Here is a 15,892-nt window from a genome sequence, read left to right as displayed (position 1 = left end):
CCGCGGGATCACCCGTCCCACCCGATCTTCAAGAGGAACGATGTCGAGCGACGAAACGCCGAACGTCCCCACCACTCGCAACTCGCGCGACGCGGTGCGGAACAAAGCACAGCAGGTGCGAGCGCAGCAATCCCGAGCCCGGGTGATGCGACGAATCATCATCGGAGTCGTCGCGATCGTCGCGGTGGGCTCGATCGGCACTGCTGTCGCGTACACCGTCGGCTCTTCGATCTCGAAGCCGGAGCTGAGCCCGCTCGGAATGGATGCTGACGGCGTGACGGTCAGTGATGTCACCCTGGCCGAGGGCGACGGCGCCACGCCGACACCGGAGGCGACTGCCTCCGAGGCGGGGACCACGGCCACGCCGACACCGGACCCGACCGAGACCGCCACCGGTCCGACCGAGATCCACGTGTATGTGGACTACCTCTCCGCCGCAGCATCCGAGTTCGAGGGGGCCAACGCACGGCAGCTCGCCACCTGGATCGAGCAGGGCGCGGTGACTGTCACCTACCACCCGGTGGCGATGCTGACGGCGAGCTCGAACGGCACCAAGTACTCGTTGCGCGCTGCCTCGGCGGCCGCGTGTGTCGCCACCTACTCGCAGGATCAGTTCTACGACTACAACCACGAACTGCTCACCGACCAGCCTGAGATCGACACCGACGGGCGCACGGATGTGCAACTGGCCGACCTGGCCGTCGCCGTCGGCGTGCAGAACCCCAAGCAGGTGCGCGAGTGCATCGAGCAACAGGACTTCGTGAAGTGGGCGAAGGGCGCGACCACGCGTGCGTTGGAAGGCCCGCTTCCCGGCTCGAAGGATCTCAAGCTCACCAACGAGGCGCTCGTCGTCGTCGAGGGCAAGGCGTACGTGGGCGCGATGGGGGATCCGGCCGAGTTCTCGCAGTTCGTGCTGACCACGGCCAGCGACGAGTACTTCGGGGCGACTCAGCCCACCCCGACACCCACGCCGGTGCCGACCTCCACTCCCAAGTCCTGACGCCGGATGCGGCTACTCGCCGCGTGGTGACTATGCTTGTCACGGTCACCTGTCCGCCGACTTGGCGCAATTGGTAGCGCACCGTACTTGTAATACGGGGGTTACGGGTTCGAGTCCCGTAGTCGGCTCAAGAAATAGCCCCTCACCAGGAATATCTGGTGAGGGGCTATTCTCGTTTCGGGTGACAGTCATGATCCTGTCATGATGCCTTCGGCTTGAGTGCCTTCCGTCGAGCCTTTTCGAGCCGTTTCGTCACCTCGTCGAGTCGATCCGGCCACAGGCGACACCGACGACCCCAACGCCCTGCGCTACTTCCGACGCGCCGGATACACGATCACCGAGGAAGCCGTGCCGGTGCCGACGCCGACGCTGGCCGAGCCGTCGCCCCCCGGCAGCGACCACGAGCACCCAGCCCGAGGCGACCGCACAGAACCCGACGAGCGGCCTGCACCTCGCACAGCTGCCTGTCAGTGCAGCCACCCAGCCACCCGCCGGCAAGCCCGCAACTACCGCAAGCAAGGCCGAGTGGTACGAGTTCCTCGACGCCCATCACCCCGGGCACGGGCTCACCCTGGAGCACACCAAGCGGGAGATGATCGAGCACGCCGGCTAACCCCGGCCCCGGCAGCGCCGACCAGCCCACGCCACACTCACAGGCTACGGCTGGCCGGTGCTGCCACCACCTCACACCGATTGCATCCACACCAACAGGCGGCAGCGTGCAGGGGGAGGGGGTATGCCGCTCAGCAGGAGCAGCAGAGCACACACACCAGCACCCCCACCTCATGCTCAACAGCGAACGGAAGAAGTCGACCAACATCGATCACTGATCGCCGAGGTACTGACCACACGCACCGCGCACAGCGGCAGGCGCAACACCAGCACGCCGCGCACGCCGCCGCCGAGCACACGAACCCACCCCCAGAGCGAAACGCTCACACGCACGCAGGACGGCCGGAAACGCCTACAGCATAGCGAACCACCAACGCGACCAAGCGAAGCCCACACGCGCCAGCACAGCACCCGGGGAGCGACAACCGCGCGCACTCACGAGGGCATGGGGGTAGACCCCCTCGCCCTCTTCGCCGGGTACCGCCGGGGAGTCGACTCTTCTCTCCCCGCTTGTAGGCTCGAAATATCTCGAGGCGGGAATCGGTGAAGGTCTCGCTGACGTTCCACTTCTCGTGGGATCTGCGCTCGACGTGCTTGACTACCAACCATGTCGTCGACGTATGCAGGAACGAAGGAGTTCAGAGACCTACTGTTTGACCGGGATGCCGAGGCTGGAATGACCTTCCTTAGGGGGCATCTCCTGGTTGAGCAGGCGCTAGCCACCATCATTGAACTTCGCGGGGAGCGTGCCGGGGCCTTCTTGGATCGCGCGTCGTTCTCAACGAAGCTGAGTGTCTGTGATGCTTTCGAGTTGCTAGAGGCAGAGCTAGTGACCGCAATCCGGCTCGTGAATCAAGAACGGAACCGCCTGGCGCATCGGTTAGATGCAGTCATGACGCTTGATCGAGTATCGGTGCTCGTTCAAAAGCTACCCGCGCGGATTCGCGCGGGCGTAGAAGACGTGGTTGGGCTTCGGCGCCAACCCTCCCCAGTACACGTGCAGAGTCCGACTGTCTCTGACATGTTGATGGCGCTCTTCTTGGTCTTGGCAATAGGGCTGGGGGGCGTAATCCAGCGGATGCGCTACGAGGCTGAACATTCCGGCAAGCTCGACTCGTACAAGTGGGCGTGCGCGATCGCTGAGATTCAGCAGACTGGTGCAACCCCCGAGGGCATACGCGAGAGCCTCGAACTCCCATTACCGCCCGATCCGGCTGATGCTCTCGGCGAACTCTTCTCATAGAACATCGAGCGGCGGTCAAGCGCGCCATATCGAGGGGAGAGCTCCACATCGGCGATGTCGAGCGTCGCCGGCAGCTCGATCGGTGCCGCTCGCTGGCACCGTCGAGGCTGCGTGCTTCAGAAGCGGCGCAGAGCGCGTGCACGCCTCGTAGCGCAGGGCGGTTCGTGATAACACGGTGCTAACACCTCGCGAAACCGACGCCATTTCCGGATCATTCTGGAAACCAGAAGACCAGGTAAACACAAGGATCTGAGTTCTTGCACGACCACCGTGCGGCTACCACGCGAGTTCAAATCCCACCGTCACCGCCAGAATGCCCCCCCGTGATCCCTCGAAAACACACGATCGAAAACCCAGCTGCGGGATGTCACTCCCGCGCTCACGAAAGCGCGGCGGCATCGGGGAGTGCTGACGGTGCCACTGAGTCGGCAGTCATGCTTCAGTCATGATTACTCGCAGAACACCGCCAATCTGAGTCGACCTCGGACGATCTGACGGGAGACGTGTTGTCGCGAGATTCCGCGGTAGAACGATCTAGTCCTGCCTCCCCGGTGGTCAGTCGCCCTCTGTCGAAATGAGACGGGGGTTACGGGTTCGAGTCCCGTAGTCGGCTCCACGAAAAAGAGTCCGCACGAACCGGCACTGCCGGTTCGTGCGGACTCTCGGTGTTTCCGGGGCTCTGTTCGGTGTTCCGTTGAGCTCGCAGTCGAGTCCGCGGGGGTCAGACCACCGGCGGTTGCGTCGGCCAGCCGCCTACCGCGCCGGAATCGGTGAAGTACCCGGTGTAATCGACGTGCGGGATGTTGTGCCAGATCATCGGGTCGGTGTTCCAGATGCTGCCGTCCGCCAGGCCCGCGAGCAGCGCCTCGACGCCCTGGACGTTCTGTTTGATCGCCTTGCCTCGACTCTTCTGCCCGATGGAGCCGCCGTAGGTCTCGAAGAACACCATCGGGTGGCTGTGGCCCGTGGGGTTGAGACCGTTGTAGTCCAGCCCCAGCATCACGGCCGAAGCGACACCGCCCTTGATGTCGATCTCGTATGACCCGACGCTGTAGCGGTCGATATTGATGTAGCCGTACTGCTGCAGCGCGTCATACACATGCCCCTGCAGTCGGCGCGTCGAGATGTCGTACTCTCCTCCGAGGATGCCGGGAAGCGTGGGGCCGCTGGGCGCCAGCGAGATCCCGAGCGACATCGTGATCGGTTCGTCGGAGTCGTCGTACTTGAGTCCCTGGTGGTGGATGTCGAGGCCGACGTCGGGCTTGACCTGAGTCCAGTACGTGTACCAGGCGAGCGATTCCTTGGCGGCGAAGCCGGTCGGAGACCAGTCCCGGTTGAGGTCGATACGCCGCTCGCTGCCGTCCTGCAGCACCGTGTGCCGAATGTACAGCTCCGAACCGTCGGGGTTGTACATCGGGATCACATGCAGAGTGAGGTTCTCTCGCACGGCCTTCCACAGCGGGGAGCCGCTGGACCCCGCCGCCTTGAGGATGGCGAGCAGTGTGTCGGGGCCGTACGGTTCGTTGCCGTGGATGCGTCCCTGCAACCACACGGAAGTCGGTCCGGTACCGACCGTCGCGACGTAGAGTTCGCGCCCGGCCTCGCTGAGCCCGGGCGAGATGCCGAGCCCGGAGAGCGTGTGCACCTGCACGGCACCCTTCGATGTCTTCTGGATGCTGCTGAGGGCCTGGACGACATCGTCATAGGTCATCAGGGCGTCGCGGGGCGGGAAGGAGCCGGGCTCGGGGAATGATCCGGCGGCGATGGCCGGCTGGGTGGCCAGCAGGGGGAGTGCTGCCGCCAGCGGCGCGGCTGCCAGCAATTGGCGTCGGGTGAGAGAGAACGGGGGGCGTCGATCCTGCATCACTTGCTCCTATGTCGTCATTGACGGGGGATGGGGCCAGTGTGGCAGCAGCCTGTCATCACAGGCAAGGGTCGGGAGTGATCTCGATCCGCTCGCTGACAGTCATCGCAGCGGCGACCGCGCCCTCGACGATCTCGCCGCCCGGGTGCGGCGTCAGCAGCCACTCCTCGGCGAAGCCCGGGGCGATCAGGAGCGGCATGCGATCGTGGACATGCTGCAAATGCGCCGCGGCGGGTTGGGTGATGATGCTGTAGCAGGTGTAGTCGGTGCCGTCGGCCGTGCGGCCGGGGCGGGTCACCGCGGCCAGCCCCAGAAGATCCCCTCCAGCCGTGGCGAAGTGCTGCCAGACGCGTGACGGTTTGGCCATCTCGCGCCAGTACGAGACAGGGACGATCGCGCGCGCAGGGAGCGCACCGCGGGTACCCGCGAGACGCTCGGAGCGGTTGTTGATCGACGCGAAGCTCGCCGGAGCGCCGTTCACCAGGTATCCCCACCAGGCCAGCTCCATTGTGTCGGGACCGGTGAGGATCGGGTTCAGATTGCGCAGGTTCTTGCCGGTGGGGCGCAGCACCTCATCTGCATTGCCCGCCGCCCACGAACGCAGCCCGTCGAGCACCGCCGCGTCGACCGCAGCCCGGTACTCGCTGTCGTCGAATCTCGGATCCAGCCCGTAGCTCGCGCACATGGCCTCAGCGTAGACCGGGCATCCGACATCCCGGTCGTCCGGCTCGGATAAGGTTGCCAGGATGACCGAGACCCGACGCATGCCCGCCTGGATCGCCCTCGGCGGGGCCGTGGCGATCGGCGTCATGACCGCTGTGCAGGCGCGCATCAACGGGGTGCTCGGCGTGCGGCTCGACGATGGCATCGTCGCCGGGTTGGTGTCGTTCGCGGTCGGGCTCACCGCCCTGCTGATCGTCGTGCCGCTGATCCCATCGGCCCGCGCGGGCGTGCGACGCCTGTGGCAGGGCATCCGCTCACGAACCATCCCGTTCTGGATGCTGCTCGGAGGCACGTGCGGCGCCCTCACGGTCTCGACGCAGGGCCTTGTCGCCGGTGTGCTTGGTGTGTCACTGTTCACCGTCGGCGTCGTGGCCGGGCAGACCATTCACGGTCTGGTGCTCGACCGCATCGGCTTTGGGCCGTCCGGTGTTGTCGCCGTCACGCCGGGTCGGGTCTTGGGAGGAGCACTCGCGCTCGCCGCCGTCGCCATTTCGCTGGGCGGCGATGTGCTCGCCAGCGCCCCGCTGTGGCTCCTGCTGCTGCCGTTCGCCGCGGGGGCCGGCATTGCCTGGCAGGCGGGGGCGAACGGGCGGCTCGCGCGTGCGACCGCGTCGCCGATCACGGCCACGCTGATGAGCTTCACCGCAGGAACCGTCGTGCTGGCGCTCGCCGCGGGGCTCAGTGTCGCCGTCACGGGCATGCCCGCGGCGCTCCCCGCAGAACCCTGGTTGTACGTCGGCGGTCTGCTCGGCTTCGTCTACATCCTGCTCGGGGCCTGGCTCGTGGCGCACACCGGCGTGCTGCTGCTCGGACTCGGCAGCGTGCTCGGGCAGCTCGTCGCATCGGTCGTGATCGACCTCGTCTGGCCGGTCACGGGCGCGCCCGCACTGTGGCAGCTCATCGCGATGGTGGTCGTCGCGGTGGCATCCGTCGTGGTCGCGCTGCCCCGCCGGCGCTGAGCGACTCGGTCAGTCCTTCTTCGACTTCTTCTTTTGCTTCTTCGTCTTCTTCTTCGACTTCTTCTTGTCCGTCGGGGTGGGCGGCTGCTCGTCGCCTTCGTGGCCAGCGTCGGGCATCCGCGTGAGCACGGTGTCGACGTCGACGGGCTTGCGCCGTCCCGCGCTCTTGCCCTCCGGCTTCCCGCCGACGTAGAGCCAGCCCAGCAGCTCCTCGTTCTCGTGCAGTCCGTGCGCCCGCGCGACGGCCTCGGCCCGTGTGAGCCCACCCGTGCGCCAGATCACACCCCAGCCGGCCTCATCGAGAAGCAGGCTGAGGGTGTGTGCGACGCCCGAGGCGACGGCCTCTTGCTCCCACCGAGGCACCTTGTCGGTCTTGCGGTATGAGGCGACGATCGCGATCAAGAGCGACGCGCGCAGCGGTTTCGTCGACGGCTTGTCGTCGCCGGCTGCCTCGGCCAGCGCCGCTCCGAGTGTCAAACGATCGTCTCCGCGCAGCTCGATCAGCCGCCACGGGCGCAACGACGAGTGATCGGCGACCCGGCCGGCGGCCTCGATCAGCGGAACCAGCTCATCGCGCGTGGGCGCCGCCTCGGTGACCTTCGACCAGGACGTGCGTGCCAGCGCCGCTTCGCGCGCGCTCATGCGTCGGGCGTGAACGACAGCGCGACCGAGTTCATGCAGTACCGGTCGCCGGTCGGTGTGCCGAACCCGTCCGGGAACACATGCCCGAGGTGCGATCCGCAGGCAGCGCAGCGCACCTCGGTGCGCACCATGCCCAGCGTGCGGTCCTCGATGAGTTCGACGGCCTCGGGACGCACCGACTCGTAGAAGCTCGGCCACCCGCATCCTGAGTCGAACTTGGTGCCGCTGCGGAACAGCTCCGCATCGCACGCACCGCAGGTGTACAGGCCGCTGCGACTCTCATCGAGCAGCTCACCCGTCCAGGGGCGTTCCGTGGCGGCGTTGCGCAGCACCGCGTACTGCTCCTCGCCGAGCTCGGCCCGCCATTCGGCATCGGTCTTGTTCACGCTGTACGACATGTCTCCATTCTCGCGCGTTCCTGGCGGCGCGGGGTCGTGTTCTACGTGTCGCATTGGCGGCCCGCTCCCGGTGAGAATGAAGGGGTGACGGATGCTGTGCGTGAACGCTTTGACCGATTCGCCCAGGCCGAGGCCCCGGGCCGTAGCGAGATGTACGCCGAGTGGGCAACAGGGATCGCGTCGGATGCGCAGATGCAGCGGCTTCTCACCCGGATCGATCCGCAGCATCGGCAGCCACCTCTGGTGTTCGCCGTCACCCGCCTGCTCGGCGCGCCCCTCGGGGGCTACGTGGCCTGGCGCGAGTTCGTGCTCGCGCACGCCGACGACGTGGTCGCCGAATGCGAATGCCGTACGGTGCAGGCGAACGAGCCCTTGCGTCTGGCCGCGCTGCTGCCCGCGCTCAGCGCGATCGAGGGCCCCATCGCCCTGCTCGAGCTGGGTGCTGCGGCCGGGCTGTGCCTCTACCCCGATCGGTACTCCTACCGGTACGTGGATGGCGACGGCGCGCAACGCATGCGCCTCGACCCCGACGGCGGCCCGTCATCGGTCGTACTGACCAGCGTCGTGCGCGGACCGCTCCCGCCGCTGCGGATGCCACGCATCGTCTGGCGCGCGGGCATCGATCTCGCCCCGATCGACGTGCGCGACCCCGAGGACCGGGCGTGGATGGATGCCCTGATCTGGCCGGGGGAGCACGAGCGCGCTGCCCGTATCGCGGCGGCCATCGACATCGTCGCAGCCGACCCGCCGCTGCTCGTGGCTGGCGACGCGATCGAGCGGCTTGAGCAACTGGCATCCGCCGCGCCGCCCGACGCGACGCTCGTCATCAGCACCCCGGGCATGCTGGTCTACCTTCCCCGCGCCGAGCGGGAGACGCTGATCGATCGCATCGGCGGGATGGATGCCCGATGGATCACGATCGACCAGCCCGGTCTGCACGACGGTTGGGAACCGCCGATCAGGGTGGAGGACTTCCGCGGGTTCGCGGTCGCCCTTGACGGGCGGGTGTGTGCCGATGCCGATCCACTCGGGCGCTGGTGGGAGTGGCGTGCCGAGGGCGGGACGGATGCGACGTAGCCTGAAACCATGCTCGGAGACCTCTCTGATCGCGACCGCGCGATCCTGACGCTGGAAGCGGCCTGGCCGCGGCACGGCGGCATGAAAGAGGAGACGATCCGTACGCAGCTGGGGATGAGCCCCGCACGCTATTACCAACTGCTCGGCCGGCTCATCGAGACCGAGCAGGCGCTGCAGTTCGACCCGCTGCTGGTGCGGCGGCTCCGTCGGCTACGGGACGCCCGCGGCGCGCAGCGCTCGTCTCGGATGCGGGGCTTCGTCGGCTGACACCGACGTCGAGCCCGGCGCTCGCTGGGGATTCACGGCAACCGCCCGCTAGCATCAAGGGGTGTCACAGCAGCCCCACGATCGTTTCGACGACATCCCCCGCGGCTCGGGGCGCGTCGGCGCCCACCGCGCCGAGCAGCCCGGTATGAATGCGCTGGTCGTGCTGCTCTGGTCAGCGGCCGTCGCTCTCGTGCTCATCGTCGCCGGTATCTTCGCAGCCCTCGTCATGATGGATCGCATCTCGTTCGGGCCGGGGGATTCCTCGCCTTCCGCGTCGCAGAGCGAGGAAGGGTCGCCAGCTGAGATCGACACGTCGTACCGTGTGCTGATCCTCAACGCGACCTCGCAGGATGGGCTCGTCGCCGAGGCCGAGGAGGCGCTGCTGGCGCAGGGTTGGTCGCAGGGCGACGTGTTCGGCAGCGACAGGGCCAGCGAAGAGTTCGAGACCACGACGGTGTTCTACGTCGACGACGCCGACGAGGCGGCCGCGCTCGGCGTGGCCGAGGTGATCGGCGGTGCTGCCGTGCAGCAGAGCGACTTCTACGCGGACTTCAACGACAGCGAACACCCACAGCTGACGGTCGTGTTGGGAACGGACCGCGTGAGCGGCGGGGCCCCGTCGACCGACGAATCCGAAGACTCTCCCGCCGAATGATCCGTGCCGGACGCACCGGCACCACGCGGCTTGCACTCTCATGGGTCGAGTGCCAAACTGGGTGTTAGCACTCGCGTACTCTGAGTGCTAACACCCATCGCCTACGTCCGGGAGGGACGAAAGACTCATGGCAAAGATCATCGCTTTCGATGAGGAGGCCCGCCGCGGCCTCGAGCGCGGCCTGAACACCCTGGCCGACGCCGTCAAGGTGACCCTCGGCCCGCGTGGTCGCAACGTCGTGCTCGAGAAGAAGTGGGGCGCCCCCACGATCACGAACGACGGTGTGTCGATCGCCAAGGAGATCGAGCTCGACGACCCGTACGAGAAGATCGGTGCGGAGCTCGTCAAGGAGGTCGCCAAGAAGACCGACGACGTCGCCGGTGACGGAACCACCACCGCAACCGTTCTCGCCCAGGCACTGGTGCGCGAGGGCCTGCGCAACGTCGCAGCCGGCGCGGACCCCATCTCGCTCAAGCGCGGCATCGAGAAGGCCGTCGCGGCCATCACCGAAGACCTGCTGAGCAGCGCCAAGGAGATCGAGTCGAAGGAGCAGATCGCCGCCACCGCGTCGATCTCCGCCGCCGACAACGAGATCGGCGCGCTGATCGCCGAGGCGATCGACAAGGTCGGCAAGGAGGGTGTGGTCACCGTCGAGGAGTCGCAGACCTTCGGCACCGAGCTCGAGCTCACCGAGGGCATGCGCTTCGACAAGGGCTACCTGAACCCCTACTTCGTCACGGACCCCGAGCGTCAGGAAGCGGTCTTCGAGGACCCCTACATCCTCATCGCCAACCAGAAGATCGGCAACATCAAGGACCTGCTGCCGGTCGTCGACAAGGTGATCCAGGACGGCAAGGAGCTCGTCATCATCGCCGAGGACGTCGAGGGCGAGGCTCTCGCGACGCTCGTGCTGAACAAGATCCGCGGCATCTTCAAGTCGGTCGCCGTCAAGGCTCCCGGCTTCGGCGACCGTCGCAAGGCGCAGCTGCAGGACATCGCGATCCTCACCGGTGGTCAGGTCATCACCGAAGAGGTCGGCCTCAAGCTCGAGAACACCACGCTCGACCTGCTCGGCCGCGCGCGCAAGGTCATCGTCACCAAGGACGAGACCACGATCGTCGAGGGTGCCGGTGAGGCATCCGTGATCGAGGGTCGCGTGACCCAGATCCGTCGCGAGATCGAGAACACCGACAGCGACTACGACCGCGAGAAGCTGCAGGAGCGCCTCGCCAAGCTCGCCGGTGGCGTCGCCGTCATCAAGGCGGGCGCGGCCACCGAGGTCGAGCTCAAGGAGCGCAAGCACCGCATCGAGGACGCCGTCCGCAACGCCAAGGCTGCGGTTGAAGAGGGCATCGTCCCCGGCGGTGGCGTCGCGCTGCTGCAGTCGGCCAAGGTTCTCGACAACCTGCAGCTCACCGGTGACGAGGCAACGGGCGCGAACATCGTGCGCGTCGCCACCGAGGCACCGCTGAAGCAGATCGCCATCAACGCCGGCCTCGAGCCCGGTGTCGTGTCGCACAAGGTCTCGGAGCTCCCCGCGGGCCAGGGCCTGAACGCGGCCACCGGCGAGTACGGCGACATGTTCGCACAGGGAATCATCGACCCGGCGAAGGTCACCCGCTCGGCGCTGCAGAACGCGGCCTCGATCGCCGGTCTGTTCCTCACCACCGAGGTCGTCGTCGCTGACAAGCCCGAGAAGGCTCCGGCCGCTCCGGCTGACCCGACCGGTGGCATGGACTTCTGATCTGATCTGATCTGATCTGATCAGGGCCCATCGGCTCACACACAGAACGCCCCCTGCTTGTGCAGGGGGCGTTCTGCGTGTCGCGCCCGCCGGCCGCTGAAACGGGCCTCAGCGGAACAGGCTCGCCGAGTACTGGTCCGCCTCGGCGTACTGGCTGGCGGCCGACCCGAGCGCGGTGCTGATCGACGCGAGCACTTGCTCGACGTGCATCTGTGCGCCGCGCCACTGCTCGCCGCACTGCTGGAAGGCGTTGGCCGCGGTGCCGGTCCAGGTGGACTGCAGCTGAGTCAGTTGCGCCATCAGCGCGGTGGACTCGCTCTGCAGACGCTCCATGGTGGCGCGGGCGGCTCCGTGTGCGGCGTTGACCGCATCGGTGTCGACGGTGAAGACGGACATGGGTTCTCCTCTCAACGGGCTTCTGACTCTAGAAGCGCGCGGCAGGGCCGAGAGGTGCCGTTCGCGGGAGCTGTGCACAACTTCCGGCATCCGCCGAATGTGCACGGCGAACCGTCAGAGGTCGAGGCGCTGAATCGGCTGCGTCTCTTCGAGCAGGTGCGCCGGCGTCGCCTGGGGCGAGGCCAGCGGAAGCGATACCACGAAGGTCGCGCCGCCACCGGGGGTCTCATCCACCCGCACCGAGCCGTGCAGCGATTCGATGATGGACGCCACGATCGCGAGTCCCAGACCGGCACCGCCGGTCTCACGGGCTCGCGAGGTGTCGGCGCGCCAGAACCGTTCGAAGATGTGCTCACGAATCTGCGGGGGGATGCCATCGCCGTGATCGACGATCGCGATCGTACCGACGCCGCGGCGCCGGTCAGCACCGACGACGATCTCGATCGGCGCGTCTTCCGGCGAGAAGCGGCGCGCGTTGCCGAGCAGGTTCGTCACGACCTGCCGCACCTTGTTGTCCTCGCCCATCACGATCGGAGGCGTGCGCACGGGGGCATCGGTCGCTTCGGTGAAGTCGATCGACGGCACCTGCTCGGTCGGGGTGGGCTTGGGGCGGCGTCGCAGCCGAGACAGCGGCCCGCCGGCGCGCCCCGGCGCGGGGGTCGGCTTGGTCGGAGCGGGGCTCACCGGTGCGTGCAGGTGCGGTTCGACGGGGCCGTCGGCGGTGGTGTCGATCACCGTGACCGTGCGACCGGGGGCGGCGACGCGCACGTCGAGAGCAGCGTCACGAGCGATCGGACGCAGATCGAGCGGTTCGATCTGCAGCTCCCGCGAGCGTTCCTCGTCGAGACGTGCCAGGGCGAGGAGGTCCTCGACCAGGACGCCCATGCGGATCGCCTCTTTCTCAATGCGCTCCATCGCCCGCGCGGTGTCCTCATCGCCGTGGATGGCGCCCATGCGGTACAGCTCGGCGTACCCGCGCACGCTCACGAGCGGAGTGCGCAGTTCATGGCTCGCATCGCCGATGAAGCGGCGCATGTTCTGCACGGTGCGATCGCGCTGGGCGATCGACCTGTCGACGCGGTCGAGCATGGTGTTGATGGCCGCATTGAGGCGTCCGACCTCGGTGGTCGGCTCGAGGTCGGTGAGTCGTTGGCTGAAGTCCCCGGCGGCGATGGCCATGGCCGTGGACTCGACGTGGCCCAGGCGCCGGAAGGTCAGCGTCACCAGCACGCGCGTGAGCAATGCCGCCAGCAGGATCGTGACGAGCGCGACGGTCGTGTACACGGCTGAGTAGGTGCCGACGATCCGGTCGGCCTCTTCCAAGGGCAGCGCGACGACCTGCACATACAGGTTGTTCGGTGCGCTCTGCGCGGGCTGCGGCGAGACCGCGGCATGGAACTGCAGCCCGTCGGGCCCGCTCAGGGGGATGACCTTGTCTTCTCGGGCCTTCGCCTGCTGAAGGGTGAGAGTCTCGGGAAAGACGGGGCGGCGTTCTGCGGAGTGACCGCCGGCCTCGGCGATCATCGTGCCATCGGTCTGGTAAAACGCGACCACGAAGTCCGTGGCCCGCGGCGCGTCCGCCGCGGGATCGAAGATCAAGCCGCCGTCGCCCGCCGACACGTCGAAGAAGCGCTCGGCCTGCCCGGTGGTCGCCAGCGCGGGCAACTGCGCGTCGATGTTGTCGATCATCGCCGTGCGCAGGATGGGAACGGTGCCGATTCCGGCGATCACCAGGCCCAGGGCGAGTACCGCGACGGTGACGCCGGTGACCTTCGCGCGCAGGCTGATGCGCCGCCACCACTGGGTGACGGCATCGGATCCGTTTGCCATGACCGTCTTCCGCTGGGCGTCAGGCGGACTTGCCGACCTTCAGCATGTATCCGAAACCGCGCTTGGTCTGGATCACGGACTCCTCGGTGTGCGGGTCGATCTTGCGTCGCAGATACGAGATGTAGCTCTCGACGATGCCGGCATCGCCGTTGAAGTCGTACTCCCAGACGTGATCGAGGATCTGGGCCTTCGACAGCACGCGGTTGGGGTTGAGCATGAGGTACTTGAGCAGCTTGAACTCGGTCGGGCTGAGCTCGATCGGGATCTTGCCGACGAAGACGTCGTGTGTGTCCTGGTCCATCGAGAGCTCGCCGGCACGGATCAGCGACTCCTCATCGGCCTGCATGGTGCGTCGCAGGATCGCCTGCGCGCGGGCGACGATCTCGTCGAGTGCGAACGGCTTGGTGACGTAGTCGTCGCCGCCCGAGTTGAGGCCCTCGATCTTGTCCTGGGTATCATCCTTCGCGGTGAGGAACAGGATCGGCGCGGTGAATCCGGCACCGCGGAGGCGCTTGGTGACGCTGAAGCCGTTCATATCGGGCAGCATCACGTCGAGGATGATGAGGTCAGGCTCCTCTTCGAGGACGGCCGAGATGGTGGCCGCGCCGTTGGCGACCGTCTTCACCTTGAAGCCGGCGAAGCTGAGACCCCGGGAGAGCAGGTCGCGGATGTTCGGTTCGTCGTCGACGACCAGAATGCGCGCATCAGTCATGACCCCATTATGGTGACTTCGCCATGGTGTCGGCTGATTGTCTTCGGAGGTGCGGCGCTTCACCCGTTCATGGAGTGAGTGTGAGTCGGATGCCCGCTACGCGGCGGTCAGGTCGTGGGCGTCGAGGATCGTGTAGCTGTACCCCTGCTCGGCGAGGAACCGCTGCCGGTTCTGCGCGTAGTCCTGGTCGACGGTGTCGCGGGCGATCAGCGTGTAGAAGCTCGCGGTATGGTTCGACTGCTTGGGGCGCAGCAACCGGCCCAGACGCTGGGCCTCCTCCTGGCGGGAACCGAACGAACCCGACACCTGGATGGCGACGGATGCCTCGGGCAGGTCGATTGAGAAGTTCGCGACCTTCGAGACCACGAGAAGCGAGATCTCGCCTTCGCGGAACTGCCGGTACAGCTCCTCACGTTCGTCGACCGGTGTCGCACCGGTGATCTGCGGCGCACCGAGGGCATCCGAAAGCGCCTCGAGCTGGTCGAGGTACTGGCCGATGACGAGGATTCGCTCACCGGGGTGTTTGTCGATCAGCTCGCGTACGGCGGTGATCTTCGCCGGTGCCGATGCCGCGAGGCGGTAGCGCTCGTCGTCGGTCGCGGCGGCGTACTCCAGCCGGTCGCTCGGCGGCAGATCCACCCGCACCTCGAAGCATGCCGCGGGCGAGATGAATCCCTGTGCCTCGATCTGCTTCCACGGTGCGTCGAAGCGCTTCGGTCCGATCAGGCTGAACACGTCGCCTTCGCGGCCGTCCTCGCGCACCAGCGTGGCGGTCAGCCCGATCCGGCGGCGCGCCTGCAGATCAGCGGTCAGCTTGAACACCGGCGCCGGCAGCAGGTGCACCTCGTCGTACACGATCAACCCCCAGTCCATCTCGTCGAGCAGCGACAGGTGGGCGTACTGGCCCTTCCGCTTCGCCGTCAGAATCTGGTAGGTGGCGATCGTGACCGGCTTGACCTCCTTGGCCTGCCCGGAGTACTCGCCAATCTCCTCGGGAGTCAGCGAGGTGCGCTTGAGCAACTCGTCGCGCCACTGGCGGGCCGAGACGGTGTTGGTCACCAGGATCAGGGTCGTCGTCCCGGTTGCCGCCATGGCTCCCGCGCCGACGATCGTCTTTCCGGCGCCGCAGGGGAGCACGACCACCCCGGAACCGTCCTTCGCGAACGCGTCGACGGCCTCACGCTGGTAGGGGCGCATCGTCCAGCCGTCCTCGGCGAGATCGATCTCGTGCGGAGTGCCGGGGGTGTACCCGGCGAGATCCTCGGCCGGCCACCCGATCTTGAGCAGCTCCTGCTTGACCTGCCCGCGCGCCCAGGCGTCGACGACGTAAGTGTCGGGACTCGGATGCCCGATGAGCAGCGGCTGGATGCGCTTGTTCCCCGCCACCTGTGTCAGCACCGCCGGATCGCTGGAGCGCAGGATGAGCGCACCCTCGTCGTCGCGCTCGATCACCAGGCGGCCGTACCGGTTCACCGTCTCGCGCAGGTCGACGGCCACCGATGGCGGCACGGGGAAGCGCGACCACCGGTCGAGCGTCTCGAGCATGTCCTCAGCGGTGTGGCCCGCCGCGCGAGCGTTCCACAGACCCAATCGCGTGATGCGGTAGGTGTGGATGTGCTCCGGTGCGCGCTCAAGCTCGGCGAAGATCGCCAGTTCGTGCCGGGCCGACTCGGCATCGGCGTGCGCGACCTCCAGCAGCACGGTGCGGTCGCTCTGGACGATCAGGGGGCCATCAGACATAGCGGATCAGTCTACCCGCCGCCCATGTGG

The 15,892-nt window shown here is 67.1% G+C and carries 15 protein-coding genes and 1 tRNA gene; 8 read left to right on the top strand and 8 right to left on the bottom strand.

Annotated features, from left to right (window positions below):
- The first annotated feature begins 40 nt into the window (after positions 1-40).
- From ACLD0U_RS10180 to ACLD0U_RS10170, 3 genes are all read left to right on the top strand, one after another.
- Positions 41-1,000 carry a DsbA family protein gene (locus tag ACLD0U_RS10180; protein WP_410340566.1) on the top strand — a complete coding sequence of 320 codons (960 nt, stop codon included), beginning with the start codon at positions 41-43 and terminating at the stop codon, positions 998-1,000.
- Between the two features lie 55 nt (positions 1,001-1,055).
- Positions 1,056-1,128 (top strand) — tRNA-Thr (locus tag ACLD0U_RS10175).
- A gap of 1,091 nt (positions 1,129-2,219) precedes the next feature.
- Positions 2,220-2,855: a hypothetical protein gene (locus ACLD0U_RS10170; protein ID WP_410340565.1), complete on the top strand. Its 636-nt coding sequence runs from the start codon at positions 2,220-2,222 to the stop codon at positions 2,853-2,855.
- A 721-nt stretch (positions 2,856-3,576) separates the two neighbouring features.
- Here ACLD0U_RS10170 and ACLD0U_RS10165 read toward each other — a convergent pair.
- Together ACLD0U_RS10165 and ACLD0U_RS10160 are read right to left on the bottom strand one after the other, a co-directional pair.
- Entirely contained in the window at positions 3,577-4,719 is a 1,143-nt protein-coding gene (locus ACLD0U_RS10165) for a M14 family zinc carboxypeptidase (RefSeq protein ID WP_410340564.1), read from the bottom strand.
- 58 nt (positions 4,720-4,777) lie between these two features.
- Positions 4,778-5,404: an SOS response-associated peptidase family protein gene (locus ACLD0U_RS10160; RefSeq protein ID WP_410340563.1), complete on the bottom strand. Its 627-nt coding sequence runs from the start codon at positions 5,402-5,404 to the stop codon at positions 4,778-4,780.
- Positions 5,405-5,465: 61 nt separating this feature from the next.
- Between ACLD0U_RS10160 and ACLD0U_RS10155 the strand changes: the two genes are divergently transcribed.
- A complete protein-coding gene (locus ACLD0U_RS10155) occupies positions 5,466-6,401 on the top strand; it encodes a DMT family transporter (RefSeq protein WP_410340562.1) in 936 nt (311 codons plus the stop codon).
- A gap of 9 nt (positions 6,402-6,410) precedes the next feature.
- On the opposite strand, the gene ACLD0U_RS10150 is transcribed toward ACLD0U_RS10155, so the two are convergent.
- Together ACLD0U_RS10150 and msrB are read right to left on the bottom strand one after the other, a co-directional pair.
- Entirely contained in the window at positions 6,411-7,043 is a 633-nt protein-coding gene (locus tag ACLD0U_RS10150) for a nitroreductase family protein (RefSeq protein ID WP_410340561.1), read from the bottom strand.
- A complete protein-coding gene (msrB, locus tag ACLD0U_RS10145; RefSeq protein WP_206551598.1) occupies positions 7,040-7,441 on the bottom strand; it encodes a peptide-methionine (R)-S-oxide reductase MsrB in 402 nt (133 codons plus the stop codon). The genes ACLD0U_RS10150 and msrB overlap by 4 nt, the downstream gene beginning before the upstream one ends.
- 84 nt (positions 7,442-7,525) lie before the next feature.
- Between msrB and ACLD0U_RS10140 the strand changes: the two genes are divergently transcribed.
- From ACLD0U_RS10140 to groL, 4 genes are all read left to right on the top strand, one after another.
- Complete coding sequence (locus tag ACLD0U_RS10140; protein ID WP_410340560.1) at positions 7,526-8,518, top strand: DUF2332 family protein; 993 nt, start codon at positions 7,526-7,528, stop codon at positions 8,516-8,518.
- Positions 8,519-8,527: 9 nt separating this feature from the next.
- Positions 8,528-8,785 carry a DUF3263 domain-containing protein gene (locus ACLD0U_RS10135; RefSeq protein ID WP_179410212.1) on the top strand — a complete coding sequence of 86 codons (258 nt, stop codon included), beginning with the start codon at positions 8,528-8,530 and terminating at the stop codon, positions 8,783-8,785.
- A gap of 61 nt (positions 8,786-8,846) precedes the next feature.
- Positions 8,847-9,440, top strand: coding sequence for a LytR C-terminal domain-containing protein (locus ACLD0U_RS10130; RefSeq protein ID WP_410340559.1), 594 nt, complete (start codon positions 8,847-8,849; stop codon positions 9,438-9,440).
- Positions 9,441-9,567: 127 nt separating this feature from the next.
- Positions 9,568-11,184, top strand: coding sequence for a chaperonin GroEL (gene groL, locus ACLD0U_RS10125; protein WP_206821985.1), 1,617 nt, complete (start codon positions 9,568-9,570; stop codon positions 11,182-11,184).
- A 108-nt stretch (positions 11,185-11,292) separates the two neighbouring features.
- On the opposite strand, the gene ACLD0U_RS10120 is transcribed toward groL, so the two are convergent.
- The 4 genes from ACLD0U_RS10120 to ACLD0U_RS10105 all read right to left on the bottom strand — a co-directional run bounded on the left by ACLD0U_RS10120 (position 11,293) and on the right by ACLD0U_RS10105 (position 15,862).
- Positions 11,293-11,580: a WXG100 family type VII secretion target gene (locus tag ACLD0U_RS10120; protein ID WP_179410214.1), complete on the bottom strand. Its 288-nt coding sequence runs from the start codon at positions 11,578-11,580 to the stop codon at positions 11,293-11,295.
- Positions 11,581-11,694: 114 nt separating this feature from the next.
- Positions 11,695-13,410, bottom strand: coding sequence for an ATP-binding protein (locus ACLD0U_RS10115; protein ID WP_410340558.1), 1,716 nt, complete (start codon positions 13,408-13,410; stop codon positions 11,695-11,697).
- A 19-nt stretch (positions 13,411-13,429) separates the two neighbouring features.
- Positions 13,430-14,122 (bottom strand): response regulator transcription factor, encoded by a 693-nt coding sequence (locus ACLD0U_RS10110; protein WP_179410216.1) that lies wholly within the window; start codon positions 14,120-14,122, stop codon positions 13,430-13,432.
- A 96-nt stretch (positions 14,123-14,218) separates the two neighbouring features.
- Complete coding sequence (locus ACLD0U_RS10105; RefSeq protein ID WP_179410217.1) at positions 14,219-15,862, bottom strand: DNA repair helicase XPB; 1,644 nt, start codon at positions 15,860-15,862, stop codon at positions 14,219-14,221.
- Positions 15,863-15,892 lie beyond the last annotated feature (30 nt).

The organism is Microbacterium sp. 2216-1 (assembly GCF_046507855.1).
In the GTDB taxonomy this organism is placed as follows: Bacteria; Actinomycetota; Actinomycetes; order Actinomycetales; family Microbacteriaceae; genus Microbacterium; species Microbacterium esteraromaticum_C.
The sequence above is the reverse complement of the archived record's forward strand: the minus strand, read 5'-3'. Positions and strand labels throughout refer to the sequence as shown.